A 25,171-nucleotide genomic window follows, 5' to 3' on the forward strand; every position below is an offset into this window, starting at 1 on the left:
ACAGGCCAACGCGGACAGCGGCAGCGTTTTGTCTAGGGCCTGTCCGGCGGATCATTGCCCCACGGCAGGTGAGCTATGGGCAATGATCCGCCGGACGCGACTGGGAACGGGTCGTCAGGCCATCGAGAACTTGGCAACGTACTCGTCGAAGGGCTCGATGCCGACTTCCGCACGGAGTTCGTCCATGCGCTCGGGCTGCTCACAGGGCCACGGAACCGGTGACCCGTCCTTCACGCCAGCGATCTGAGTGCCGTAGACCTGCATGCGGCCCTCATTGACCAGCGTGCGGTCGCGCAGAAAAGCCAGCTCCCGTGGGCCGGCCGAGCCTGCCGACACCGCCTGCTGCATCAGCTGGAGGGCGCGACGCTGAACGTCGAGCTGCCGGTCGGCGTGCTGGGCGATCAGCCACGCCGCGCGTGCGGCCTCCTCGCCGACCAGTTCTGCCGTCGGCCAGCCGTACTCATCCATGATCTCGCCGAGTCGGTCACCGTGCCGTGCGGTCAGCCGGCGCCACACCAGCTGCTCGGCCGGGTCATCGCTGTTCGCGCGGATTGAGGACTGGTGATCGGCCGCAGCCATGTCCGCGAGTTCCACCGCCAGCGCGGCAACGTCGTGCGCCACTCTCAACTCCCAGGTCAGATCGGTGCGTTGCGCTCGCTGCCTGCAACCCTAAAGGCGCATATCAGGCGTAAAGATCATTCCGGAGAACGGTGACAAGCGCCTTCACGCACCGGGATAATGGATCTACGCCCGGAGCCAGAGCCGGATCGCCATGACGGTCACGGTGCCGTGGAAGACGTAGGCACGCTTGTCATATCGCGTGGCCACCGCCCGGAAACCCTTGAGGGCATTGATCGTCCGCTCGACTTCGTTGCGGCGCTTGTAGATCTCCTTGTCGAAGGCGGCAGGACGACCGCCCTTGCTGCCCCGGCTCCGACGGTTGGCCCGCTGATTCCTCGGTTCGGGGATGGTGTGCTTGATCTGGCGTCGGCGCAGGTAGCGGCGGTTGCGCCGGGGTCTGTGGCCCCGTACCGCCCGGCCGTCGTACCGGTTGGGGGAGCGGGTTTCTTGCGGGCGGTACGGGAGCTGTTCAGGTGCCGTCCGGCGCCGACGTCGGTCGGGCACGTTTACGGTTTGGGTGCTCGCCGGGTTCGGCGTGCTGCGCATCCTGGACGGCGATGCCGAGCAGCAGCACGGGGGGCGGCTTGCGCCGAAAGCCGTAAGGCCGTGAAGGGCGCGCCGTCCGCGTGCGGCATCCGGTGACGGCAGCTCACGGGATCGTCTCCCGGTTCGCCGGGGCGAGATCCCGCTGCGGCGCTTCCCAGCCGATGCCGCCGCCCGGGTAGGGGATGAGGAAGGCCGTGTCCGATCCGCTTTCGAGGTAGCCGCGCTGGTCGTACGGGCGGCCGGCCGCGGCGATCGGCCCGAACCTATCGTGGGCGCAGTCGTAGACGACCCGTCCGGCCATCAGCCATCCCCGGGCGCCGGCCTGGCTCACTGCGCACGGCCGCGCTCGCCGCCTCTTCTTTGTCCGGTGCGGCGTCGGGTTGCCCGACATGATGGCTATGGCGACCGCGCACGGCCACGGGCCGGGGGTCCGGCGGCGCACGTGCCGCCGTGGCAGCGGTGCGCACCGAAGACGGTCCCGGGGTCCCTCTGCGCCGTCTTGGGGTGCTCGCGGGCCGGTTGGCCGTGCACGGCCGCGCTCGCCTCACGGCCCCTTCGGCGGGGCTATCGGGGTGCCGGCCCTGCGTCGGCGCCGGGCGGCTCGTGGCGGCGCCGGGCGGCGGGAGTGTGATGCTGGTCGGGCAGGCATCCGTCCGAGGCGATGCCAAGGAACGTGCCGCTGTGGGCGATCAGGGCGGCAAGGGCGGCGCAGGTATCTGGCGCCGGTCCATTGATCGTGGCTTCGCCGATGCGAGTGACCAGGCTTGATGAACGGCCTTGTGGTGTGTGCGGCGTCACATGATGCCGATGACAAGGTTCTCGGGCGGCTTCGACGACTTCCCCGGTGACGGTGGTGCGTCCCGTGCGGACGTCATCGTCCCGTTCACACTGGCAGCTCACGGCCTTGACGTCCCGAGATCTCGTCAGCGCCGTGATCTTCGTGGATCTGAGGACCGCCGGTGTGCAAACGTGCCCGTGCGCCGGCCACACACCTGTGTCGTCCGGGCGCGCATGCACTTCCATCCACTCAACCTGCAAAGGATGAGCCGCACATGGGCTGCAAGATCCGCACTGTCTCCGCCGCGCTCATGCTGTCCGCGGTTGCGCTGTCGGCTGCGGCCGGCGCGGCCCGGGCTGAAGTCGGCGCGCCGCAGATCGTCGAGGGCGACCAGGGGTTCGGCGTCTACTGCGTCCAGGTCGCCGCGGACTACTTCCTCGACGACTCCAACTACTACGCCACCCCGGACGGCTCGTTCGGACCGCAGACGCTGCGGGTGGTGGAGCGGTTCCAGCAGCAGAACAGCCTGGTGCAGGACGGCGGTGTCGGCCCGCTGACCGGAACCCGGATCTGGGGCTCGGTCCAGAACCACATCAGCCATGTCGAGGCCGGCGGTGGGTCCGTCCGGACGCCGTGGGGCGTGCCGCTGACCGACTGCTGCCAGGTCCTGCCGACCACCAGCTGAATCCTGGCGTGGCCGCTTGGCTGAAGCGGCCACGCGCTCCAGGCCCCGTTGCCCATGACCTGTGCAACGGTCACTCCACCAACACGAAAGGGACATCGATGTTCATCCAGCACCTGATGAAGCGCCGCCGCCTGGTTCACAGCGCCCTGGCGCTCGGCGTGCTCGGCAGCGCGGTGTTCGGCCTCGCCGGCACCGCGCAGGCCGTCACCCCGGTCAACTACTGGAGCTCGTCCTGCCCGACCCCGAACCTGCATGAGGGCGAGGGCGACGGCTGCGTCGCCTACCTCCAGGAGCAGCTCAACCGGTCCCAGGTCACTCCCCAGATCGCCGTCGACGGCGACTTCGGCCCCAACACTGAAGCAGCGGTGATCGCGTTCCAAAAGTATGTCGACAACAACTACACCGGGCTGCCCTACTCCCCTCTTTCCGTGGACGGCGTCGCCGGTGTGCAGACCAGGACCGACCTCGACACCTGGGACAACCACCTCGGACAGTGACGCGGGCTCGGCGGCCCGGTGAGGTGTCCGGAGGTCCTTCATGGCCGCCACGCCGCATTCCCGACACTCGCGGCGGACCAGGCGTGCCCGCTCGCTCCCCCCTTGGACACGTTTCAAGAAGGAAGTCGTGGCACCGATAAAGAAGCGCGGCCTGACGCTGGCTGCCACGCTCGCCCTCACCGCCGGGCCCTCGCGGCCACCGCCGGCACCGTCCAGGCCCAGGTCGGCGCCCCTCAGATCGTCGAGGGTGACAGCGGCTTCGGTGTCTACTGCGTTCAGGTTGCAGTGAACTGGCTTTACGACGACCAGACCCCGCCGTACCAGACCATCTGCGAGGACGGCTCCGTCGGCCCGCAGACGCTGAAGTACGTCATCTGGTACCAGAAGGCACTGAACCTATCGCCGGATGGGCAGGTGGGTCCGGATACCGGCTCTTCCATGTGGTCCGACATCAGCTCCATCGTCTTCGGCGGCGGCAACTACATCACCCCCTGGGGTGTGCCGCTGCGCAACTGCTACCAGGTCCCGCCCACCCACGACCGACCCAGGTCCGGTGCCGCGTCCCCAGCCGCGGCACCGGACGCCGCTTTGCCGGGCTCCATTCGGCTCAATGCGCCAAACACCGCCGAGTGGCGCCATCAGCCGAAAAAAGTCACAGCCCTGGGACCAGCGAGGACTTCACCTTCGGTCGGATCGACCGTCAGCTCGGCCTGCCACAGGGCCCGGTCGGCGGGCTGGTCAAGACGGGGACTGGTCGGGGAAGGTGCGGACACGAGCGCGACTCCTGCGACGGTCTTTTGGCCTGAAGATCTCAAAGGTCAACAGAGGTCGTGCTCGCCGGCCATCTCACTGCGAGCCAAACGACTGCAGCCGACATACAACACCAGGCCGGAACAGCGCCGGGGCCGTGGTCCCTGGAGCACGCGTTCGAGCATGGGCATGTCCGGCTTTCCGTCGGGGTGCCCCGCCGTCGGGCTTGTGGACGACGAGCATGCCGGCTGCGGCCACGTCGGCCACTCGAAGGCGGGCGGCGCCGAGCGGGATCGCCAGAAGTGCTGGGACCTGTGCGACCGACGTGATGTCCCGGCACAGGTGGCAAATCCTGTGGTGCTCGGGAAGCTGCCCGGTAGGCATCCGGTTCGACGACCGTTTCAACCAACGCCTCGACCGGGTTGCGTGGGTTTGGTCTTTTGGCCGAGCCGTCGCCGGCGCGTACCGCGTACCCGGGGCAAGCCGCCGGGGGCCTCGGCGTGCCCGGCTACGATGTCACCCTCGAGCGGCGAGACGCTGCACAACCAGCCCGCTCACGTGATTTCCGAAAGGGCCCTCCCGGTTCCGGGGCTCATGACACGTTCGTTAAGGGCACCCGTGGATGGACAGTTCCGCAGCCGCTACGATCAGGGCCGGGGCTGGGGTGCCCCATGGGGGATGTGACAGGGGGCTGGATATGGCGCGCTGGAAGGCGCTGCCCGGGGGGCTTGACCCGGCGGTCGTGGAGTTCGTGACGCAGCTGCGCCGGCTGAAGGACAGCAGCGCACTGAGTCTGCGGGACCTCGCGGCCGGTACCGGCTATAGCGCCTCGTCGTGGGAGCGTTACCTGGCAGGCCGGTTGTTGCCGCCGCGCGCGGCGGTGCAAGCGCTGGCGACGATGGTGGGGGCGGACTCGGTACGGCTGCTGGCGCAGTATGAGATGGCGCAGGAGACATGGCGGCGCCAGCACCCCGCTGACAGGCCGGCGAGCCTGGAGGGCACGGCCGGTTCGGAGGATGCGGCTGGCCGCGACCCGCAAGCATCGGCCGAGGACCGCTATACGGCCGCCGTGGCGGCTGGCCCAACCCCTGACCGGCGCTCTCGGACACCTGCGCACTTCACGGTGACCGCGCTGGTGTCGGCTGCGCTGGGTGCGGCGGTCGCAGCACTCATACTGCGTCCGGCAGGCCCCGCCCGCCCGACGGCGGCCGTCGCCCACCCCGTCTCCTACGCCTGCACCTACCTCCGCCGGGGCGGACAGTGGTATGCCGGTAACAGCACCACCCTTACCGACCAGCTCGAAGTCGACATCTCCGGCCCCGATGTGGCCGAGCTGCAGTGCCTCCTGCAGCACGCGGGGATCTCTCCCGGTGGCGTCGACGGCAACTTCGGTCCGCTCACCGAGGCGGCGGTCATCCAGGCACAAAAAAGGTACCACCTGGATATCGACGGACAGGTGGGACCGAAAACGTGGGCGGCATTGCGCCGATGACCGAGACACGGCCGGAGTGCGCACGCCTGGCCGCGGAACTGCGGCTGCTGCGTGACCGCTCGGGACTGAGCCTGGCTGCGCTGGCCATCGAGTCGGCCTACAGCAAGTCATCCTGGCAGCGCTATCTCGCCGGGCGCGCTTTGCCCCCGTGGCTGGCCGTGCGGGCGCTGTGTCACCTGGCGAACGAGCCCGAACCGCCTGTTCGGGCCTTGTGGGAACTTGCAGAGGCCACCTGGAGCCGGCGCAGCGCCGTCGCCGCGCCGGCCGTGGCAGTAGGGGCTACAGCCACCGCAGAGAGCCTGGCCCCTTCCACCGACGCCGGCTTCGAAGGTCCCGCCTGCCCAGCCGCAGTCGTGACACCCACCGAGCCCGCCCCTCACCCCCGAAGACGGTGGCGGCCCGCCCTGGCCCTCGCCGCTGTCGTGGCGCTGCTGGGCATCGGTCTCGCCGCGGGGGCGGGAAACGGAGGCAGGCAAGCACACGCCACGCCCTCGGTCAGCGGCTTCCACGTCGCCTGCACGGGGATGTCCTGCAACGGGCGCGACCCGGGGACGGCATTGTGCGGGGTGGAACCACAGACACTGCTTCACGTGCAGACCCCCGCCGGTGCCGGCCTCGAAATCCGCTACAACCCTGTGTGCCGGGCCGCCTGGGCCCGCGTCTGGAACGCCCCCACGGGAGACGTACTCGCCATCACCGTTCCCGGCCAGCCCCCCCAGCGCGTCACCGTCGCCCACGGACGCAACCTCGATCCCTTCGTCTACACACCACTGATCGCCGTACTCAGCAGCGAATCGCAACTGAGGGCCTGCCTGACGGCCACGCTCGACAAACCCAGCGCCTGCTACTCCACAGCGTCGCCTTGAGAAGCTGTCCTACCTTCTCGGCGCATCTCAGGCCGTCACGCGCAGGATCGCCTGATCCAAGGGTTCCGGTATGGCTCAGAAGCTGTAGCCGTCCGATGGCTCTTGGCACTTGGCCGCCCCAAGCCCCCACACGACTCGACCGCCAATGGCAAGACGCGACGTGATCGCTGCAGTAGGACAACGCCGGCGAGGGGGTCTGCGGTACCGGTGTACGACGAACTGGCGGAGGTGACCGTGCCCCAGGTCTGGGCAGGAATGAACACCGGCACGACGCATCACCACTGGAGTCTCCCCGGTCCGGACGACACCGGTGAGCTTGGGAGCTACGCGGCAGCGCAGGCGCGGCTACCTGACGTTTTTGCCGTGTACCGGCGCTGGTATTGGACGGCACTGAGTCGGCCGCCGTCCGAGTGCCGGCGCCAGGGGTTGCAGAACCATTCGATGTAGCTGAAGACTTCCCGCCCGGCGTCGCGGCGGGTGCGCAAGACGGTGCGGTCGAGCAGCTCCGTCTCCGGTGAGGCGAAGAAGCTCTCGGTGACGGCGTGGTCGAAGCATCATCCGGTGCGGCCGGTGAACGGCCGGATACCTGCCTCCCCGATAACATGGGCCCGGGCTCGGCTGGGGTAGGACACCGGGGATCGGCATCCCACCCCACCGGAGCGTTCACGGCTGCCAGGGGCCTCATCAAAGGAAGCTGACGCCCTGGGCGAGGGCGAGTTCGCTGGAGTAGTTGATGGTATTGGTGGCCGAGCGCATGTAGGACTTCCAGGCGTCGGAGCCGGACTCCCGGCCGCCGCCGGTCTCCTTCTCGCCACCGAAGGCGCCGCCGATTTCGGCGCCGGAGGTGCCGATGTTGACGTTGGCGATGCCGCAGTCGGAGCCGGCGGCGGACAGGAAGATCTCGGCTTCCTGCTGGTCGCGGGTGAAGATGCTGGACGACAGGCCCTGGGGGACGTCGTTGTGCAGTGCGATCGCCTCGTGGAGTGTGTCGTAGGTCAGTACGTACAGGATCGGTGCGAAGGTCTCCTCCCGTACGACGTCGCTCTGTTCATCGACACAGACCAGGACCGGCTCGGTGTAGGCCGCCGCAGGCGCGGCCTCGGCCAGGCGTCGGTTTCCGCCGGCCAGGATTGTGCCGCCCCGGGCCTGGACGCGGGTAAGGGCGTGGTACATGGCATCGAGCGCTGTGGTGGAGATAAGCGGGCCGACGAGCGTGGCGTCGTCGAACGGATTACCGATGGGGAGCTTGGTGTAAGCGGCGGTCAGCCGCTCGATGAGCGTGCCGGCGATGTCGCGGTGGACGATCAGGCGGCGCAGCGTCGTACAGCGCTGGCCGGCGGTGCCGACCGCGGCGAAGACGATGGCCTGGACGGCGAGGTCCAAGTCAGCCGACGGAGCGACGATCGCGGCGTTGTTACCGCCGAGTTCCAGCAGGCTGCGGCCGAAGCGGGCCGCGACACGGGGGCCGACCTCGCGCCCCATACGGGTGGAGCCGGTGGCGCTGACGAGAGCGACGCGGGGATCGTCGACAAGCCTCTCACCGGCCGCACGGTCACCGAGCAGGAGGCGGTGCACATCACGGGGCGCGCCGACCTCGTTCGCGGCCCGGCACAACAGATGATCGCAGGCCAGGGAGACCAGCGGGGTGAGCTCCGAAGGCTTCCAGATCACGGTGTCGCCGCAGACGAGGGCGACAGCGGTGTTCCACGACCACACCGCCGCGGGAAAGTTGAAGGCAGAGATTACCGCGACCACGCCGAGCGGGTGCCAGGTCTCAGCCAAACGGTGGCCGGGGCGTTCAGAGGCGATCGTGCGGCCGTACAGCTGTCGAGACAAGCCGACCGCGAAGTCACAGATATCGATCATCTCCCGGACCTCGCCGAGCGCCTCGGAACGGATCTTGCCTGCTTCGATGGTGACGAGGTCAGCCAGGTCGCTGCTGTGTTCACGCAGCAGCACACCAAGGCGGCGCACGAGTTCACCGCGGCGCGGCGCGGGCATGGCCCGCCAGGTAAGAAAGGCCGCACGGGCGGCCGCAACGGCCTGTTCGCTGTCAGCATCGGTGGCAGCCGCCACTCCGAACAGGCTCTCGCCGGTGATGGGTGTGCGGGCCTCGAAATCGTTCCCGCCGGGGACGCAGACTCCGATGTGCTCCAAGGCCGTGCGGGCGCGGGCGCGCAGGTCGTCCGTGGTGGGCAGTGCAGTACTGGTCATGGTGGTCCTTGACGGTGTCAGGGGTCAGCCGAGGGCGCCGGTGAGGTCCAACTCGTGGGCGATGTGTGCGATGGAGCGGCTCTGCTGCAGCTCGTAGAGGGCGAAGGGGTCAAGGACGTCGCGTCCGATGGCGCCGCAGAGCCAGGCGGCGTCGTAGGCGGCGCCTGGCTGGTCGTTGTCGCGGGTGCCCTCGCCGCTCAGATTGGACTGGAAGATGCCGGCGGCGGAGCGGGGCAGGAAGTCCTCGTAGACGATGGGCTCGGCGCGCACCCAGCCCCGCTGCACCAGCGCGCTGATGCTGGTGGGCGGCCGGCTGCCGTCGCGCGGCCGGCCGGGACTGAGCTGGTAGGTGAAGTAGGCCAATCCCCCAGCGGCGAGCTCCTGTTCGCTGCCGGGCATGTGCCGCTCCCACACGGCGCGCGCGATGTCGCCTCGGGCTTCGGCGGGATTTTGTGACGCCTGGTCGTCGATGTGGCCGAGGAGTGTGTCGTAGAGGGCGCGGCCCTTACGGGTGAGGGCGATGCCGCGGGCTTCGACCTCACCGAAGCGGACCCGCAGGGCACCGCTGACGACGCTGCCATCCGGGGTACGCATCGCACGGGGCTCGGCCAGGGCCCGGAAGGACGTCTGCCGCAGCAGGACGTCGGGGCCCTTCCAGGCCGGCGGACCCTGGATGGTGTCGATCATCTCGATACCGCGCTCGGTCATGCACCGGTACAGCTCATCGATGTCGAGGACGCGCGGCGTGAGGTGGTTGATATGCGTGCTGCGCACGCCGCCGATGTCCGCGGCAACAGCGGAGATCCGCTCCAGGGTCTCGTACCAGGTCTTGTCGACCGGCTCAGCGGACAGTTCGAATGCCTGGACGGCGAGCTGCAGGAACCGCTCGGCCTCCTGCCGGGGCAGTTCCTGCTCGGTGGCGGCACGGTCGGCCAGCCCGATCAGCTCGGGGGCAAAGAGTTCACGGCCGGCGAGGAAGGTCTCCAGGCGCGAGCGCAGATCGGCGTCGAAGAAGCGGGGATCGGCCACGGTGAGCATGGAGGTGAACACCCGGAAGGGGTTGCGTGCCAGCTCCCCCCCATCGACCGGCCGGAAGGCGGTGGAGATGACCGGCACGGCGCTGGTCACGGCCTCCCGCAAGTCGTAGAAGCCGACCGGGTGCATGCCGAAGGCCGCGAAGATGCGGGCGACTTGCTGCAGTTCATGCGGCGTGCCGACACGGATGGCTCCGTGCCGCTCGGCGGTCACCCGGCTGATGGACCCCAGGCGTTCGGCATCGGCTCCCTGCGCGCGCAGAACGTCCTCGTTGACCTCGCGCGAGACGTCCACGAGCGTGGTGTAGGCGGGAACCTCCTGCCCGTACATCTGCGACAGCCGCACTGCAAATGCCGCCCTCAGCTGCCACTGACTGACCGTTGACACGGCTCTGCCTTTCGATCGGGTACACCACGTGAGCTTCGGGGCGGATCTCGGCGCCCAGACGGAACCGGAGCTCGACGCCGTAGCCCGCCCGGTCGGCGCCGAGCGGGCAGATGTCGGTGAACGACTCGCGCTCCAGGTACAGCTCGCGCATAACTTCGCCGACCGCGGACGCCGCAAGGAAGCCATGACCGGAAAACCCGGCTGCATACAAGAAGCTGGGCAGCTCGCCGCAGCCGCCGATCAGCGCGTTGCGGCCCGGCGTGACCCCGTACAGGCCCGCCCAGCCACTGACGGTCTCCACGCCGGCCAGAGCCGGGGCAAGGTAGCAGACCACAGCGCAGAACAGCTCCAGCCACTGCGGAGTCCAAGTGGTCTCCAAGCCGCCCTCCTGACCGCAGCCGGCCAGCCCGAACAGCAACCCGTCCTCGCTGTTACGGAAGCAGGCAGTCCAGGAGAAGCCGACGGCGAATGAGACACGCAACGCAGGAGGCACGAGCGCAGCGGCCAACGCCGGCTGCCGCCGCAACGGCCGCACCGGCAGATCGATGCCGGCCATGCCGCCGATCCGCGCCGAGCGGGCACCCGCCGCACAGATGACAGTGGAGCACGCAATACAGCCGCGGCCGGTGTGCACACCGGCCACCCGGCCCCCGACAACACCGATACCGCAGACCGCGGCACGCGTGACGATGACGACACCGACCCACCCCGCGGCCGGCGCACACCCCTTGACGACCCATGCGAGGCGAGCGTGTCCGTCAGCCGCGCAATACACGGCCGCCACAAGGCCACCAGTACTGACACAAGCACACAGACACTGCGCCTCCACAGAGCTGACCACGCCGCTCGGCACCTGCAGGCTGTCCCGGAAGCCGACGCCGACCTCCAACCCGCTCACCTGCTGTTCGCTGCTGAGCAGGAAGAAGTAGCCGACAACATCGAGCCCGAAACCGGCGCCGGGCCGGTCACGGAACTCCCAACAGGCACACACACCACGGCCGCCCAGCTCGATATTGAGCGGACCACAGAACCGAACGCGCACACCGCCGATCGGCTCGCCCGAACTGCCACAACCCAGGCCACCGCACCCCACGACAAAGCTCCGCACCCCCGCCCCGACGAGGTGAAACACAGCACTCACACCCATCACACCGCCACCAACGATCAGACAACAGCCCAGATCGGAACCGCACGCAAGACACAGGAAGGCAACAGATCACCCCCTTCCACACCCCACCCCACCACAACAAAAAGCAGACCCCACCTCCACAAGACGACACGCCGTCAGCACAAAGCGAAGCCGATCGCTGTCAATGAGCCATCCTGCAACACCCCAACCAACGACGTCCACCAACGACCAAAACTCCCGACCCCCTCACCCCTACCCGCCGCTCCGGTCCGCCCTACACCCTCAGCACCCGCAAGCTCGCCCAGCGGACGCTGGTAACCCCCGGAGCGATCTCACAGCGCGTCCCCAACCCCGCGGCGCAGTGGGGGCACTTCGGGTAGCAGCCCGGCGCCGAGTTGGGGTCCTGCCGCGCACGGCGGCAATACGGGGAACGGCAGGGCAGCCACTATCGACTGCCCTGCCGTTCCTCCAAGCCGATGTCAGCGCCGCCGATTCCGGCAGACAGCAGCTGCCGTCCACGCGATGATCAGCACGATCACGGCGATGGTGAGCCGGGTGGCCTGCGTGAGCACCCCGGACAATGAGTCGTGGTTGATCACGCAGCAAACGAGCAACGCTGCCATGATCTAGGGACGGGGATGGTTGAACCGCCCTCCAACTGGCATGTGCACGGCTAGAGTTGGGGTGCTGGCGCTGCATCCGGGACGCAGGGGGTGTCCGGGGGGAATCGCGTCAGGGGAGGGCACACATCGTGCAACGACACACGTTCACGCAGGCCGCAGCCGCAGGGGTTGCGGCGCTCGCGTTGGTAGGGGGTAGCGCGGGAGTCGCTTCGGCGAGCACCGCGCACTCGGTGAAGCGCGAACTGTCCGTCCACGTGCGCAAGATCGCGCCGAAGTGGAACGGCGCCATTCCGAAGGGGGCGACGAAGGCCGACGCGCGACCCGCATACACGGACCCCACCGGCTGCGGCGACCCGTGATGGATCTTCGAATCCAACCAGACGATCCGCACCACGAGCTGTTTCGCCGAGCAGATGGAAGTCGACCTGATCGTGATCGAGGACGGCGTCTCGGAGCAGGTCGGTCAGGCGAACTTCACCGCCGAGCACATCATGACGCTGAACACCACGTCGCTGACGTGGAGCGAGCAGGTCACCCTCTCCCCGGCGCAGCTGTCCGGCGCCGCGGAGACGAGCCCGATCACGCTGACCCTGCTGACCTTCACCAAGCAGAACACCGTCACGAAGGCGACCGGCCAGCTCGCCGGCGCATTCACGTTGTCCGGCTCCTCGCCGGAGACCGGCACCATCGACTACTCCTCGCGGGTCAACAAGATGCAGGACGTCACGGACGCGACGCACTACATCTACGAAGGCGAAGCCGCCGGCTTCACCACCCCGATCACGCTGGGGTACGACGGGCCGACGTGGCGGTGCGACGACATGTTCTGGAACAAGGCCCAGACCAAGCGCAACAAGGTGCCCGGCTGCGTCCTGCCGCAGCAGGCGGCGACCGACACCAGCATGCTGATCCCCTCCGCGATGTACTCGCTGCCGGGGATCAAGGAGAACATCCAAACGGTGCAGGAGAACGGGGTGCACGTGGGCAGGCCGTTCTCCGGCGAGCCGCTGCACCGCACCACGGAAGCCCAGAAAGACAAGAACCGCGGCGCGGTGTGCGACGGGCTGAAGCCGCCAACGCCGGGCCTGTCGTGCGACGAGTACCCGTTCGCGTCCACCGCGGAGGGCGGCACGTTCTTCGCGCCGCCCAACCGGGGGATCGCGTGGGTACCCATCGCGGAGCAGCGCAAGCAGGGCGGCATCTTGAAGAGCTTCTACAGTCAGAACCGCATCCTGCCCGGTGACCCGTTCTACTTCAACGTCTGGGCCTAGCAGGCGCTCGTACGCCGAGGCGCCCGTTCCCCTGGGGTGGGGGGCGGGCGCCTCAGGGGAGGGTGATGACTGCGCGGACTTCGACGAGTTGGAGTGCCCCGGCGGTGTGGACACCTGGTGGCGACTGCGCGTGCACCGGCGGGTCAGCAGTGCCGGCGAGGAGCATCTGATCCAAGCGTGGATCGCCGATCAGCAGCCGGTGGCCCAGCTAAAGACCGTGCCGGAATGAGCCCCGCCTCCTGCAACGAGCCGGCGCACCCGACCCTTGGGACGTCGACCAGTACCACGCCATCCCACGCCATCCCCCGGGCCGACGTCGGGCAGGGCCTCGGGCGCCAGTGGTCGCAGGAACGCCTCGGCTGCGCCCGGGGCGGCCGCGGCTCACTCGACCCGGTCAACCGGTGCGAGCGGCAGTCAGAGCGTGCAATCCCTGGGAGTGAATGAAGCGTAGTCAAACGCAGTAACCATCCAGCCAGAGGGATGTCAGCGGCGGCGTGGGGGTACTGCCTCCCCGTCCGGCTTGATGGTGGTGAAGGGCGGTTGAACATTCATATGCGCGCGAACGTTGGGGACCAGATCTTGGTTCATTCACGAGCGGTAGGGATTCCGGAACAAACTGGCGAGATCGTTGAGGTGCGCGGCGCGGACGGCGCACCGCCGTACGTGGTCAGGTTTGACGACGGCCATGAATCACTGGTCTTTCCGGGGCCGGACTGTGTCGTCAGGCCCCACTGACCAACCTCCCCAGGATGCCGCAGCAGGCCCGCCAGATCCGTTCGCGCTAGCGTCGCCGTGACCGTTCCCCGAGGCAGTCATTGCAGTCCCTGCTGTGATGCCGGACCGGAACCTGCACCACTTGCGGCCGTCCCCTCGCCAGATCAAGAGCCCGAATCCAACGAAGCACTCCTAGTCCGCCCAGGTGGCGGCGAGGTGGGCCTCCACGGCGACGACACCGTCGACGCCCTGGCAAAGGCCCACGACCACCGGGACGAGACGCGATTCCGGGACGTGGCCCCGCAGGGTGACGGCACCGTCCCGGACATCGACCGCGACGGTGCCCTCTTCCAGGCCGAGGATGCGCCCCAGGACGTCCCCCTCGACCTCGCCGCGGATCTCGATGTCGGAGCGGATGAAGGTGTCCAGCAGGTCGCTGCGGCTGACGATGCCGGTAAGGCACCCGTCGTCCCCGACCACCGGCAGCTGCTTGACGTGCCGCCTTCGGAGTTCCCGCGCGGCTCGTGGGATCGTCCAGTCGGCGCGGGCGGCGAAGACGGGGCTGCTCATGAGCGCGCCCGCGGTCCGGGCCCGGGCCTTGCCCCAGGCGCGCTCGTCGTTCCCGTCCTGTCCCTGCGGATCGGGCATACCAGTCTCGTGCCGCAGCACGTCAGACGCGGACACCACGCCGATCGGGGCCCCGTCGTCGTCAACGACCGGGGCCGCGGCGATGTCGTTCGCATCCAGCAGGGCGGCGATCTCGTGGAACGGTGTGTTGGGGCGGAGTGTGACGACCTCCTCGGTCATCACGTCACCGACCGTGCGGCGGTGCAGCATGGCATCGGCCCTCCTCCACTTCGCGACAGGGGCGCCGCGCCGACCTCCCCTACCCATCACAGCACCGCACCCCTCCATCGACCAGTGGCATTCGGCCTGGCTGGAAGGGCCGGCGGTCCCTCGGCCAGGAGTGCAGCCAAGCGCGCGGTAGATGCTGGCGACGCTGGGCGCCTGGTCCTTGCTGCCGGTGGAGATGATCACGTCGAGCCCCGCTGACCGCTCACTCAGCGTCATTGCGCTGCGGCCCTCGGCCGCGAACACGTGACACCTCAACATGCGACCTCACCAGTCTCGCGCCCGGACAGGCCGCGGTGCGCCGTCGTGCACATTCATGCAGGGCAGAGGCGCAGGGCTGGGTGTACTTCGGGGAAGACCGGCCAAAAGGCGATGCAACACCTGGGCGTCGTCGTCGTGCGGTTCGATCTTCTCGTCCGCCGCCCGACGCAGGGCTTCCGCCAGCACGTCGCTGTATGGCGTCGACAGGGTCTCTCGCTGTACCTGCGGCTCATGGCGGTTGTATGCCTCCACCAGCCGAGGCCCCTCGCCCGGTGCCACCAACTCGGCCGCCGTGGCGCCCATCCACGAGGGCTCCGAAGCAGTCAATCGTCACCCACCACAGCTCGCTCATCGCGCGCGCCCTCCACGTCCGGGCCGGCCCCGGGCAGCGTGGTGTCCTCACTGGCAGCCTCGAGTCAGCGCCACACCTCACGCGTTCTCGATGTACGCGGCGGAGTGCAGGCCCAACAGGTCGACGGCCTGTTCGCGCATCTCCACCTTGCGGATCTTGCCGGTGACGGTCATCGGGAAACCGTCGACGACGTGCACGTAGCGAGGGACCTTGTAGTGCGCCAAGTTGCCCGCGCAAAACTCACGGACCCGCTCGGCTGTGAGCGTCTCGGCCCCGGGCCGCATCACGATCCAGGCCATCAGCTCCTCGCCGTATGCGGCGTCGGGGACGCCGATCACCTGGACGTCGGCGATGTCGGGATGGGTGTACAGGTACTCCTCAATCTCCCGCGGGTAGATGTTCTCGCCGCCCCTGATCACCATGTCCTTGATTCGGCCGACGATGTTGAGGTAGCCCTCGGCGTCCATGGTCGCCAGGTCACCGGTGTGCATCCAGCGGCCCGCGTCCACCACCTCGGCGGTCTTCGCCGGCTCGTCCCAGTAGCCGAGCATCACCGAGTAGCCGCGGGTGCACAGCTCGCCGGGCTCGCCACGGCGCACCACAAGGCCGGTGTCCGGGTCGACGATCTTCACTTCCAGGTGCGGCATCACCCGGCCGACCGTCTCGGTGCGCCGCGCCAGGACGTCGTCCCGGCGGGTCATGGTGGAGACCGGTGAGGTCTCGGTCATCCCGTAGCAGATCGCCACCTCGCCCATGTGCATCTCGCTGACCACCCGCTTCATCACTGTCGGCCGGTACCTCGGTCCCCGAGCGGGGTGTCTCGCTGCGCACGTCCCTGGGCGTCGAGATGTTCGAGGACTACTACGGTCAGGTCACCGAACCGGCGGCGCGCGCCGCGGTCAAACTCCTCCACGCCCAGGGCAAGACACCGAGCACCGAAGTGGGCGGCATGCCCCGGGACGTGACCGTCCACCCGCTGCCGAGTCGCTGACCAGTACCTAGGACATCCCTGCGTCGGCTGGGGCGGGGCCTGCAGGTTCGGCTCGTCGTGCTTCCTCAGGTGCTCTGCGGCCGGGCGTGCACGTTCTCGCCGATCTGAGGGAGACGTGCACCTGCGGGTTTGCCGCCGTACCGCGCCGTGTAGGACGGCGGCGTCGGCTGGAGCTGCGGCCCTTATCCACTGTGTGCTGCTGCGATGAGTTGGGCGAAGGCTGGAACGGAGCCCGTGGTGACTCTGCCGTAGGGGGCGTCGAAGTCCCAGATGAAGCAGAGCAGGAAGGCGATCAGAACGCTGAAGACGCCGGCTACCAGCAGTTCGCGTGATGAGCGGCGGATCTGGAGGGTGAAGATCAGACCGACGGTAATCACGGCCCCGGTGAGCAGGCCGAGCCAGACCACGCCCGGCAGGGTGGGGGTGGCGGCCTGTTCGCGGGCGCTGCGTGCTGCGTCAACTGCTGCGACCTGGTCGACCAGCGGCTGATACGCCTGCATTTCGTGGTCGTTTGCGGGGGTGTAGCTGGACACATCGCTCCGCATCGTCTCCAGGAGTGTTGTGCCGCGGCCGGTCAGCGTACCGGTGCGGACCATGTGGGGCCATTCACTTGCGGTCACGTACTGCACATAGCGGTCGACGTCGCCGCGGATACGGTCCCGGACCGGTGCCGGCCACACCGCGACGCGTTCGCGGACCTCGTGGAGCGCCTGGGCCTCCTGATTGACCGCGTCGTCGGCTGCGTTACGGGCCTCCCATACTCCGGCGATCGCCAGGCCGAGCACGATCGCGTAGACGACGCCCACCATCATGGTCATGTACTCGATGACGTCAGGCGTCTCGTCCGGATTGCTGTGGGGAGCGTTGCGGCGGTCGCGGATGACCACGATGCCGAGGACGATCAGGCATGCGGCAGCCATCGTGATGGTGAAGACGAGCCATTGGGACATGGCAACCTACCTCCGGCGCGGGCGGAGCACGGCGGCCGCCAGTACCGCCGGTGCCGTGATCAGCAGAGTCAGGGTGACGGGCGAGAGTGGGCGCGGGGCCTGGTGGTGCGGCGGGCCGGCGTAGGCGGTGACCTGGTGTGGCACAGATGGCCGCGGCGGCGGGTCCACCACCGTTGTTGTGGGGTCAGGGCTGTGAGACGGGGCGGGACTGGCCGGCACGGCTGAGTGCGGGCGCATGGCCATGTGCCTGGGGCGTGGCCGGGGGGATGGGAAGGGCGAGGCGGGCGGCGTAGTGGGCGGGGAAGGTGAGGGCGACGGTGGAGGAGGCGGTGACGGCACGTCCGTCGGCCGACAGGGTTCCGGCAGCGCGAGGCGCAACCCGATACCGACAACGGGCAGTTGCACGACCACCTCCACACAGATCGTGCCCCGCACCGTCACGGCGGCACCACTGCCGGGCTCTGCCGCGACGACAGGAGCGGCGCAGGCGACGATGGCTGCCGCCGCACTGGCCAGAGCTTGCCCACAGCGTCGGTTGAAGTGCCCCCAGTCCATGGGGGGAAGACTGCGCCGGTCGGAGGGACATCACCCATCCAGCAGCAGCATTCACCCCATCGGATGAATGCCGCTGGGAGGTCCGTGCACGCCACATGGTCCGGCGCGGGGTGGGGTAGTGAGGCGCTGACCGTTTCACTCAAACTGCCCTGAATTCAGAGGCGTTTCGGCAACGAGAACGGATGCCCGATGACGCAGACTTCGCCCTCGGCGCAAGAGGCAGCGGCCCAGAACGGGCAGCTGACCAGCCTGAGCACCGAGGCAGCAAGGAATCTGGCCCACACGACCAAGTCCGTCCCGCAGATGCAGGGGATCAGCTCCCGCTGGCTGCTGAAGGTCCTGCCCTGGGTGCAGGTATCGGGCGGTACCTACCGGGTCAACCGTCGGCTCTCCTACACGGTGGGAGACGGCCGGATCGACTTCGAGGCCACCGGCGCGCAAGTGCGCGTCATCCCCGACGAGCTGCGTGAGATCCCGTTGCTGCGGGAGTTCACCGACACCGAGACACTCACCGCCCTGGCGGGCAGGTTCGAGCAGCGCGAGGTCGTTGCAGGGGGTGTCATCGCGGAGGCAGGGCGACCGGCCGACCAGCTGGTGCTGATCGCCCACGGCAAGGTCCGCAAGATCGGCGCCGGGAAGTACGACACCGGGACAGTCCTGGGCACCCTCGCGGACGGCGACTACTTCGGCGATCGTGCCCTGGCGGCGTCCGACGGTGCCTGGGAGTTCACTGCCACAGCAGCCACCGCGTGCACCTTGATGATCCTGCCGCGCCCGGAGTACCTGCAGATCATGGAGCGCTTTCCGCACCTACGTCAGCACCTGCAGGAGTACTCCTCCCGGCCGGAGAAGCCGGTGAACCGAAAAGGTGAGGCCGCCATCGAGCTGGCCTCGGGACACGTCGGCGAACCGATGCTGCCGCAGACGTTCGTCGACTACGAGTCGCAGCCGCGCGAGTACCCGCTCAGCGTCGCCCAAACCCAGCTGCGCGTCCACAGCCGCGTCGCCGACCTGTACAACGAGCCGATGAACCAGCTCGAACAGCAGCTGAAGCTGACCATCGAGGCACTGCGCGAGCGCCAAGAGCACGAACTGGTCAACAACCGGGAGTTCGGCCTGTTGCACAACGCCGAGTTCAAGCAACGCATCCACACGCGCGGCGGCCCGCCCACCCCGGACGACATGGACGAGCTGCTGTCCTTGCGGCGCAAGACGCGCTGCTTCCTCGCGCACCCGAAGGCGATCGCCGCGTTCATGCGGGAGTGCTCCCGCCGCGGGATCTACCCCATCGGCATCGAGTTCAACGACCACCACGTGCCCGCCTGGCGCGGCGTTCCGCTGCTGCCGTGCAACAAGATCCCGGTCTCCGACTCGCTCACCACCTCGATCATCGCGATGCGTACCGGCGAGGAGGACCAGGGCGTCATCGGCCTGCACCAGACCGGCATCCCGGACGAGTACGAACCCAGCCTCAACGTCCGTTTCATGGGCATCGACGAGAAGGCGATCATCTCCTACCTGGTCAGCGCCTACTACTCCCAAGCGGTCCTGGTTCCCGACGCCCTCGGCATTCTGGAGAACGTCGAGCTCGGCCACTACGAGACCAACCACGCCCCTCCCACGGCGAGCTGAGAGCAAGACGCCATCAAGGCCACAGACACCGTAAGGACACCCTCCATGACCATGACCACGACCACGACCCTGCCCGCACCCGCTGCCGCTGACGTGCTGCGCACCGACTACCAGCGGTCCGTCGCCGCCTACTGGAACACTGAGCAGTCCCCGGTCAACCTGCGGCTCGGCGACGTCGACGGCCTCTACCACCACCACTACGGCATCGGAGAGGTCGACCCGTCCGTCCTCAAGGGGCCGCGGGACACGCGCGATGAACGCATCATCACCGAGCTGCATCGGTTGGAGACCGCCCAGGCCGACCTGCTCTTGGACCACCTCGGCGACATCGCCTCCACCGACCGGCTGTTGGACGCCGGATCCGGCCGCGGCGGCACCAGTTTCATGGCCCACCAGCGTTTCGGATGTCGAGTGGACGGAGTGAGCATCTCCGAATCCCAGGTCGCGTTCGCCAACGACCAGGCCACCGAACGCGGCGTCACCGACCAGGTGCGGTTCCACTTTCGCAACATGCTCGACACCGGCCTCGAGACCGGGTCCCGCCGCGGCATCTGGACCAACGAGACGACCATGTACGTCGACCTGTTCCAGCTCTTCGGCGAGTTCTCCCGGCTGCTTCCGTTCGGTGGCCGCTACGTGTGCATCACCGGCTGCTACAACGACGTCACCGGCGGCCGTTCCAAGGCCGTCGCCCGCATCGACGAGCATTACACCTGCAACATCCACTCCCGCAGCGCCTACTTCAAGGCGATGGCGGACAACAACCTCATCCCCATCAATGTCATCGACCTGACACCAGCGACCATTCCCTACTGGGAACTGCGCGCGAAGTCCCCGGTCGCCACCGGCATCGAGGAACCCTTCCTCACCGCATACCGCGAAGGCAGCTTCCACTACCTGCTCATCGCCGCCGACCGTATCTGAACGCCTCGGACGGGCCTGCCGCCGCTGCCGGCAGCGGCGGCAGGCCCGTAGCGGCGCAGCGGGCCATTCGGCCGCTGAATGCGGCCGGCGACGGCACCCCGACCGCCATCGCCGTGCCCAGGGGACAGAACGAAGAAGAAGGAGTGGCCGGTGGGCACCGGTCCGGCATCCGCGACGAAGGCGAGTCCAGCGTGAACGTTCGCTTCATGGGTTTCATGTGTACTGACGACAGCGCGATCACGCGCTGCCCGGCTACGGCCTCCTGCCCGGCGGCCGGTCACCTCCCCGGCGCCGTCGGGCTGCCGGGGCGCGTCCGAGCCGGTGCCGAGGGGAGCTGACGGCCATGGTCTCCCGCATCCCCCAGGGGCCGACCGGCCTGGGCACCTCCGGCCTGATCATCACCGGGGGCCAGCGCCCGGCGCACGCCGCGGAGCAGCCGGTACGGCCCATCCCCGGCCTCCACTACCATCCCGCCGTCCAGCCGGACCCCGCTGTGGTGGCGGAGGTGGACCGGCGCGCCAACCAGTGGGCCCAGCAGCTCGACCTGGTCCCGCCCGAGTGGGAGGACCAGTTCGAAGGATTCGGCTTCGGCCGCGCGGTGTGCCTGTGCCACCCCGACCACGCCGACCTCGAACGCCTGATGGTCGCCGCCCGGCTGCTCGTGGCGGAGAACGTCGTGGACGACTGCTACTGCGAAGACCACGGCGGCTCCCCCGAGGGCCTGGGCGCCCGCCTGGTGATCGCCCACTCCGCACTCGACCCGTTCCACTCCGCCCCCGAATGCGAGACCGCCTGGCGTGAGGGCCTCGACGCGGACGCGCCGCTGCGCGGCTACCGCTCCGCCATGGAGCACGCCCTGCCGTGCGCCACTGACGCCCAGGCCGACCGACTCCGCCACGACCTCGCCCGGCTCCACCTCGGCTACCTGGGCGAAGCAGCCTGGAGCCTGGACGGCGTCACCCCGGCCGTGTGGGAATACCTGGTGATGCGTCAGTTCAACAACTTCCGCCCCTGCCTGACCCTCACCGACCTGGTCGCCGGCTACGAGCTGCCGGCCCCCCTGCAGACCCTCCCCGCCGTGCAGCGCCTCACCGCCCTCGCCGGCAACGCTGCCACCCTGGTCAACGACCTGTACTCATACACCAAGGAACGGCGCGCCAAGCGCCCGCACCTGAACCTGCCGACCGTCCTCGCACGCCGCGAAGGACTGACCGAGCGCGACGCCTACCTGAAAGCCGTCGAGGTCCACAACACGATCATGCATGCCTTCGAAACCGAAGGCGAACGCCTGCAGTCCCAAATCCCCGACCCCATCCTGGCCCGCTACCTGACCGGCCTGGCCTCCTGGGTCTCCGGCAACCACGAGTGGCACGCCACCAACACCTACCGCTACACCCTGCCCGACTACTGGCTCTCACAGACAGCATCATGAGTGACAGCGGCCGGGTGGAATTCCAGGGACGGCCAGTTATTGCTCCCCGCCGGTGGCCAGTCATGGCTGTCGCCCGCCCCGTGCGTGGGGGCCTTGGGTCAGGTGCAGCAGTCGCAGCCGGGTTGGCAGCCGCACGCATCGGCGGCGGCGTCCGTTCCGGTCGCCGCGGGCGGGATGGTGCAGCAGGTGTCCCCGCGCCAGGCATTGCGGCCTTCCTTTACGGCGACGGCGGCGATGGCCAAGGCCGCAATGGGATCGGCCCAGGACCAGCCCAGCAGCAGGTTGGCGAGCAACCCGGCCAGGAGCACGGCCGACAGGTAGGTGCACAGCAGGGTCTGCCTGGAGTCGGCCACGGCAGACGCGGAACCGAGGTCGCGGCCGTCACGGCGCTGTGCGGCAGACAGCACCGGCATGACGGCTAGGGAGAGGGTGGCTAGGACGATGCCCGGCAGCGAGTGCCCGGCCTCGCCGGTCCCCGCGAGGACACGGACGGCGTCGATAGCGACGTAGGCGGCGAGCGCGAAGAACGAGAAGGCGACGATCCGTAGCGCGGTCTTCTCCCGGGCATCCCGAACGGCATGGTCGGTCGCGGAGAACTGCCAGGCGACAGCGGCGGCGGAGGCGACCTCGATGACGGAGTCGAGGCCGAAGCCGATCAAGGCGGTGGAGGAGGAGGCGGTGCCCGCCGCTATGGCGACGACCGCCTCGATAACGTTGTAGGTGATGGTGGCGGCCACCAGCAGTCGTATGCGCCGGGTGAGGGCGTCCCGGCGGGCAGCAACCCGGTCGAGGGACATGGAGGCGGCCATCAGCAGCAGTCCTTGTCATCGGCGTCGGCACAGGTGCGGTCCGTCTCGACGGCAACCACCGCGGCGCGAAGGTCATCCAAAGCGTGCCCGAGGCGCGGGTCGGCGAGTTCATAGCGGGTGCGGCGCCCGACCGGCACAGCCACGACCAGGCCGCAGTCGCGAAGGCACGCCAGGTGGTTCGACAGCCTCGTCCGGGAGACACCGAGCTGTTCGGCCAGGTCGGAGGGGTGGGACGGAGCCTTGCGCAGTGACAGGAGCAGTCGACAGCGGATCGGGTCGGCGAGAGCGCGGCCGAACCGCGCCAGCACCTCGACCTCAGAAGCAAGAGTCAGCACAACGCGACGATACAAGAAACCCTGAATTCAGGAGGTTGTGTCGCACCATCGAGCCGCTGGAGGGACCCAGTACGAGCCACGCCGGCAGCTACCTTGCCCGATGGATCCGGCGGCCATTTGACGATCTATCAAGTGGCGGCCACTGGGGGGGAGTGCGCCGAGCGGCCCCGATGCTCGGCTGAGCCGCGGAGTCCCAGACCAGCACGCGAACCTCCCGCTGCTGCGTCCCATCGGCGCGGGACCCCGCGGCGACGCGCCGCCCGAGAGGCGTCAGGCCACGGACTCCTGCGGACCGGCCGGTTCGGGCAGCAGTCGAGCGCTGAGACGATCCGCGCTCGGCCAGCGCACGTCATGGACCCAGCCCAGCTTCTCGAATACCCAGATCAGGCGTGCCGCCGGGTCGATCTGACCCGGCAGCACGCCGTGCCGCGCGCCCGTGGGGTCGGCGTGATGCGAGTTGTGCCAGCTCTCGCCGAAAGACAGCAGCGCGAGCGGCCAGAAGTTGGTGGCCTTGTCCCGACTGGCGAACGGGCGCCTGCCCGCGACGTGGCAGACCGAGTTCACCGACCAGGTGACATGGTGCAGCAGCGCCATCCGGATCACGCCGGCCCAGAAGAACCCGGACAGCGCGCCGCTCCAGGTACCGGTGGCGAGCCCGCCGACCAGCGCCGGGGCCAGCAGCGAGACGGCGGTCAGCGGCCCGAAGAGCCGACCGACGAGCCGCAGGTCGCCATCGGCGGCAATGTCGGGCGCGAACCTGGCCCGGTTACTCAGCTCACGCTTCAGCATCCACCCCATGTGCGCGTGGACAAGGCCCTTGAGCAGCGCACGAATGTCGGTTCCGTAGCGCCAGGGCGAGTGCGGGTCACCCTCGCGGTCCGCGAAGGCGTGGTGGCGACGGTGGTTCGCCACCCACTGGACCGGCGAGCCCTCGACCGCCAGCGAGCCCGCGACGGCCAGGGCGATCCGCAGGCCCCGCCGCGCCTTGAACGAGCGATGCGTGAACAGGCGGTGATAGCCCGCCGCAAGGCCGAAGCCGGACACGAGGTAGGCGACCACGGCCATGCCGACGTCCAGCGCGGACAAGCCCCACCCCCACACGAACGGCACCACCACGATCAGGCAGATCAGCGGGCCCACGACGAAGGTCCACATCGCCACCGCCGCCACGACCGTCTGCGGGGCGTCGAGCAGCGGCTTGGCGGCCGCGGTGTCGGCATCGTGTTCGGGGGCGGCCTGTGCACAACGGTCGGCGTCAATCGGGTTCATCGGTTCCTCACCATCGCTCAAGCCTTCTCGGACGCCATGCCGGACCAACCGGGACCACGCGCGCGTCCACACGCTTTCAACCGCGCCCGGCGGCCCTGGGCACACCATCGCACCGGACGGCATCCACGCAGGCCATCGCTGATGTCCAGGGTGTGAACGTCGCGGGACCGAATCTCCTTCGCCACCGGCGTAAGCCTCAGTCCCCCTCCGGTCCGGCACCAACGAGAATGGCCACCGACCCGACTCCGGGCACAACACCGGATGACACGGCGCCGAATGACGAGCCGCTCCGCACGTGGCCGTGGCCGGGGAGCGACTATGTCGCCCAACCGGTGGACGTTCACCGAGCTCCACGCCCGGCGTGCACGGGACGGGCGCAAGGCAGCCGAGGAGGAGCGGCTATCAGCTCTCACCGGCGCGGCAGCGCCCGAACCGCTCCGCCCGCTCCCGGATCGACAGCCTCCCGGTCAGCATCTACAACCAGCGCGCCAGCCGTCAGCCTCCACCGTGCCAGTCCTCGGCCTGCGCGGCCACGCTGATGGCCGGCGAGGCGGGGTAGCTGCGCGTCACGGCCGATCATGTCCACGGGGCAGCCGACGCCTCTGCACCTGACACGGGCCCCGTCATCGCGTTCGATCACGAGCACCCCGGCTCAAAGGGAAAGCACCACACCGCAACCGGCCCGGCTGTGCACCGTTATGACGTGCATGAAGATCGACACACGAGCCGGGTTGCTGCTGGCCTGCAGCCTCGCGGCGGCCGGCGCAGCGTTGACCCCCGTCGTCGTGGCCGCCGATGCTCCCGGCGCAGCCCGCGACGCCTACACCGAAACCACGCTGTTCTTCGGGACCCAACGGCCCGACGGCGGCCCGGCGGTGACCGAGGCGGAGTTCCAGCGATTCCTCGACACTCAGGTCACACCGCGCTTCCCCGAAGGACTGACAGTGGATGAAGGACGCGGCCAGTACCGCGACCGGTACGGCGTGATCGAAAAGGAACGCTCCTACCAGGTGATCGTTGTCTACCCGACCAGTGCCACCTCATCTGCCAACGACAATCTCGACAGCATTCGACACCTGTACGACAAGAGCTTCCGGCAGGAGTCGGTCGGCCGCATCGACGAGGCAGTCCACGCCTCTTTCGGCTGACAGGGCTCGGCCTGTCAGCTACCCGGCCGCGACAGGGCGATGCCCAGACGCCT

Annotated in this window: 26 protein-coding genes and 5 pseudogenes; 15 read left to right on the top strand and 16 right to left on the bottom strand. The window is 68.7% G+C overall.

Going from position 1 to position 25,171, the window contains the following annotated elements:
• Window positions 1–114 precede the first annotated feature (114 nt).
• The 3 genes and pseudogenes from NGB36_RS03980 to NGB36_RS03990 form a co-directional block, all read right to left on the bottom strand.
• Entirely contained in the window at window positions 115–621 is a 507-nt protein-coding gene (locus NGB36_RS03980) for a DUF6624 domain-containing protein (protein ID WP_255918633.1), read from the bottom strand.
• A gap of 123 nt (window positions 622–744) precedes the next feature.
• Window positions 745–1,137: pseudogene (locus NGB36_RS33085) on the bottom strand (IS5/IS1182 family transposase); the annotation flags it as partial.
• Between the two features lie 133 nt (window positions 1,138–1,270).
• Window positions 1,271–1,468: a hypothetical protein gene (locus tag NGB36_RS03990; RefSeq protein ID WP_255918634.1), complete on the bottom strand. Its 198-nt coding sequence runs from the start codon at window positions 1,466–1,468 to the stop codon at window positions 1,271–1,273.
• A gap of 751 nt (window positions 1,469–2,219) precedes the next feature.
• Between NGB36_RS03990 and NGB36_RS03995 the strand changes: the two genes are divergently transcribed.
• Both NGB36_RS03995 and NGB36_RS04000 read left to right on the top strand, forming a co-directional pair.
• Complete coding sequence (locus tag NGB36_RS03995) at window positions 2,220–2,630, top strand: peptidoglycan-binding domain-containing protein (RefSeq protein ID WP_255918635.1); 411 nt, start codon at window positions 2,220–2,222, stop codon at window positions 2,628–2,630.
• Between the two features lie 98 nt (window positions 2,631–2,728).
• A complete protein-coding gene (locus tag NGB36_RS04000; RefSeq protein ID WP_255918636.1) occupies window positions 2,729–3,127 on the top strand; it encodes a peptidoglycan-binding domain-containing protein in 399 nt (132 codons plus the stop codon).
• A 296-nt stretch (window positions 3,128–3,423) separates the two neighbouring features.
• Here NGB36_RS04000 and NGB36_RS04005 read toward each other — a convergent pair whose 3' ends face one another.
• Window positions 3,424–3,579 (bottom strand): hypothetical protein, encoded by a 156-nt coding sequence (locus NGB36_RS04005; RefSeq protein ID WP_255918637.1) that lies wholly within the window; start codon window positions 3,577–3,579, stop codon window positions 3,424–3,426.
• A 394-nt stretch (window positions 3,580–3,973) separates the two neighbouring features.
• Window positions 3,974–4,261, bottom strand: coding sequence for a DUF742 domain-containing protein (locus NGB36_RS33665; protein WP_372509364.1), 288 nt, complete (start codon window positions 4,259–4,261; stop codon window positions 3,974–3,976).
• Between the two features lie 313 nt (window positions 4,262–4,574).
• Between NGB36_RS33665 and NGB36_RS04010 the strand changes: the two genes are divergently transcribed.
• On the top strand, window positions 4,575–5,369 hold the full coding sequence (locus NGB36_RS04010; protein ID WP_255918638.1) for a peptidoglycan-binding protein: 795 nt from the start codon (window positions 4,575–4,577) through the stop codon (window positions 5,367–5,369).
• Window positions 5,366–6,235 carry an XRE family transcriptional regulator gene (locus tag NGB36_RS04015; protein WP_255918639.1) on the top strand — a complete coding sequence of 290 codons (870 nt, stop codon included), beginning with the start codon at window positions 5,366–5,368 and terminating at the stop codon, window positions 6,233–6,235. The genes NGB36_RS04010 and NGB36_RS04015 overlap by 4 nt, the downstream gene beginning before the upstream one ends.
• 323 nt (window positions 6,236–6,558) lie before the next feature.
• Here NGB36_RS04015 and NGB36_RS33670 read toward each other — a convergent pair.
• The 4 genes and pseudogenes from NGB36_RS33670 to NGB36_RS04030 all read right to left on the bottom strand — a co-directional run.
• Window positions 6,559–6,756 (bottom strand): annotated as a pseudogene (locus NGB36_RS33670) (IS3 family transposase); the annotation flags it as partial.
• A 163-nt stretch (window positions 6,757–6,919) separates the two neighbouring features.
• Window positions 6,920–8,449, bottom strand: a complete 1,530-nt coding sequence (gene amaB, locus NGB36_RS04020) for an L-piperidine-6-carboxylate dehydrogenase (RefSeq protein WP_255918640.1) — start codon at window positions 8,447–8,449, stop codon at window positions 6,920–6,922.
• A gap of 24 nt (window positions 8,450–8,473) precedes the next feature.
• The gene (gene hglS, locus NGB36_RS04025) at window positions 8,474–9,814 is read right to left on the bottom strand and encodes a 2-oxoadipate dioxygenase/decarboxylase (protein ID WP_255919011.1); all 1,341 of its coding nucleotides are present in this window, start codon (window positions 9,812–9,814) and stop codon (window positions 8,474–8,476) included.
• A gap of 256 nt (window positions 9,815–10,070) precedes the next feature.
• A pseudogene (locus tag NGB36_RS04030) lies at window positions 10,071–11,018 on the bottom strand (NAD(P)/FAD-dependent oxidoreductase); the annotation flags it as partial.
• 215 nt (window positions 11,019–11,233) lie between these two features.
• On the opposite strand from NGB36_RS04030, the pseudogene NGB36_RS04035 reads away from it, so the two are divergent.
• From NGB36_RS04035 to NGB36_RS04055, 5 genes and pseudogenes are all read left to right on the top strand, one after another.
• Window positions 11,234–11,344 (top strand): annotated as a pseudogene (locus NGB36_RS04035) (MarR family winged helix-turn-helix transcriptional regulator); the annotation flags it as partial.
• Between the two features lie 407 nt (window positions 11,345–11,751).
• Window positions 11,752–11,982: a hypothetical protein gene (locus NGB36_RS04040; protein WP_255918641.1), complete on the top strand. Its 231-nt coding sequence runs from the start codon at window positions 11,752–11,754 to the stop codon at window positions 11,980–11,982.
• 54 nt (window positions 11,983–12,036) lie between these two features.
• Window positions 12,037–12,894: a NucA/NucB deoxyribonuclease domain-containing protein gene (locus NGB36_RS04045; protein WP_255918642.1), complete on the top strand. Its 858-nt coding sequence runs from the start codon at window positions 12,037–12,039 to the stop codon at window positions 12,892–12,894.
• 106 nt (window positions 12,895–13,000) lie between these two features.
• Window positions 13,001–13,123: a hypothetical protein gene (locus tag NGB36_RS04050; RefSeq protein ID WP_255918643.1), complete on the top strand. Its 123-nt coding sequence runs from the start codon at window positions 13,001–13,003 to the stop codon at window positions 13,121–13,123.
• 323 nt (window positions 13,124–13,446) lie between these two features.
• A complete protein-coding gene (locus NGB36_RS04055; protein WP_255918644.1) occupies window positions 13,447–13,629 on the top strand; it encodes a DUF1918 domain-containing protein in 183 nt (60 codons plus the stop codon).
• Between the two features lie 171 nt (window positions 13,630–13,800).
• Here the strand turns inward: NGB36_RS04055 and NGB36_RS04060 are convergent, their stop codons facing one another.
• The 3 genes and pseudogenes from NGB36_RS04060 to NGB36_RS04070 form a co-directional block, all read right to left on the bottom strand.
• Window positions 13,801–14,445, bottom strand: coding sequence for a CBS domain-containing protein (locus tag NGB36_RS04060; RefSeq protein WP_255918645.1), 645 nt, complete (start codon window positions 14,443–14,445; stop codon window positions 13,801–13,803).
• Between the two features lie 282 nt (window positions 14,446–14,727).
• Window positions 14,728–15,024, bottom strand: coding sequence for a hypothetical protein (locus NGB36_RS04065; protein ID WP_255918646.1), 297 nt, complete (start codon window positions 15,022–15,024; stop codon window positions 14,728–14,730).
• 126 nt (window positions 15,025–15,150) lie between these two features.
• Window positions 15,151–15,858 (bottom strand): annotated as a pseudogene (locus NGB36_RS04070) (AMP-binding protein); the annotation flags it as partial.
• A 62-nt stretch (window positions 15,859–15,920) separates the two neighbouring features.
• Here NGB36_RS04070 and NGB36_RS04075 point away from each other — a divergent pair.
• Window positions 15,921–16,064: a hypothetical protein gene (locus NGB36_RS04075; RefSeq protein ID WP_255918647.1), complete on the top strand. Its 144-nt coding sequence runs from the start codon at window positions 15,921–15,923 to the stop codon at window positions 16,062–16,064.
• Window positions 16,065–16,246: 182 nt separating this feature from the next.
• On the opposite strand, the gene NGB36_RS04080 is transcribed toward NGB36_RS04075, so the two are convergent.
• On the bottom strand, window positions 16,247–17,014 hold the full coding sequence (locus NGB36_RS04080; protein ID WP_255918648.1) for a bestrophin-like domain: 768 nt from the start codon (window positions 17,012–17,014) through the stop codon (window positions 16,247–16,249).
• A 744-nt stretch (window positions 17,015–17,758) separates the two neighbouring features.
• On the opposite strand from NGB36_RS04080, the gene NGB36_RS04085 reads away from it, so the two are divergent.
• The 4 genes from NGB36_RS04085 (at window position 17,759) to NGB36_RS04095 (ending at window position 21,557) form a co-directional block, all read left to right on the top strand.
• Window positions 17,759–19,201 (top strand): family 2B encapsulin nanocompartment shell protein, encoded by a 1,443-nt coding sequence (locus tag NGB36_RS04085; protein ID WP_255918649.1) that lies wholly within the window; start codon window positions 17,759–17,761, stop codon window positions 19,199–19,201.
• A gap of 45 nt (window positions 19,202–19,246) precedes the next feature.
• Window positions 19,247–20,125, top strand: coding sequence for a geranyl diphosphate 2-C-methyltransferase (locus tag NGB36_RS04090; protein WP_255918650.1), 879 nt, complete (start codon window positions 19,247–19,249; stop codon window positions 20,123–20,125).
• Window positions 20,126–20,268: 143 nt separating this feature from the next.
• Window positions 20,269–20,463, top strand: a complete 195-nt coding sequence (locus tag NGB36_RS33675) for a hypothetical protein (RefSeq protein ID WP_372509365.1) — start codon at window positions 20,269–20,271, stop codon at window positions 20,461–20,463.
• Between the two features lie 5 nt (window positions 20,464–20,468).
• The gene (locus NGB36_RS04095; RefSeq protein ID WP_255918651.1) at window positions 20,469–21,557 is read left to right on the top strand and encodes a family 2 encapsulin nanocompartment cargo protein terpene cyclase; all 1,089 of its coding nucleotides are present in this window, start codon (window positions 20,469–20,471) and stop codon (window positions 21,555–21,557) included.
• A gap of 98 nt (window positions 21,558–21,655) precedes the next feature.
• On the opposite strand, the gene NGB36_RS04100 is transcribed toward NGB36_RS04095, so the two are convergent.
• From NGB36_RS04100 to NGB36_RS04110, 3 genes are all read right to left on the bottom strand, one after another.
• Window positions 21,656–22,366 (bottom strand): cation efflux transmembrane domain-containing protein, encoded by a 711-nt coding sequence (locus NGB36_RS04100; protein ID WP_255918652.1) that lies wholly within the window; start codon window positions 22,364–22,366, stop codon window positions 21,656–21,658.
• Window positions 22,366–22,701 carry an ArsR/SmtB family transcription factor gene (locus NGB36_RS04105; protein ID WP_255918653.1) on the bottom strand — a complete coding sequence of 112 codons (336 nt, stop codon included), beginning with the start codon at window positions 22,699–22,701 and terminating at the stop codon, window positions 22,366–22,368. Before NGB36_RS04105 ends, NGB36_RS04100 begins: the two co-directional genes overlap by 1 nt.
• 270 nt (window positions 22,702–22,971) lie before the next feature.
• Window positions 22,972–23,970 (bottom strand): acyl-CoA desaturase, encoded by a 999-nt coding sequence (locus NGB36_RS04110; protein ID WP_255918654.1) that lies wholly within the window; start codon window positions 23,968–23,970, stop codon window positions 22,972–22,974.
• A 707-nt stretch (window positions 23,971–24,677) separates the two neighbouring features.
• Here NGB36_RS04110 and NGB36_RS04115 point away from each other — a divergent pair.
• Window positions 24,678–25,118: a DUF3574 domain-containing protein gene (locus NGB36_RS04115; RefSeq protein WP_255918655.1), complete on the top strand. Its 441-nt coding sequence runs from the start codon at window positions 24,678–24,680 to the stop codon at window positions 25,116–25,118.
• The last annotated feature ends 53 nt before the right edge of the window (window positions 25,119–25,171 follow it).

The sequence above is a fragment of the Streptomyces humicola genome, from assembly GCF_024436035.1.
Taxonomy (GTDB): Bacteria; Actinomycetota; Actinomycetes; order Streptomycetales; family Streptomycetaceae; genus Streptantibioticus_B; species Streptantibioticus_B humicola.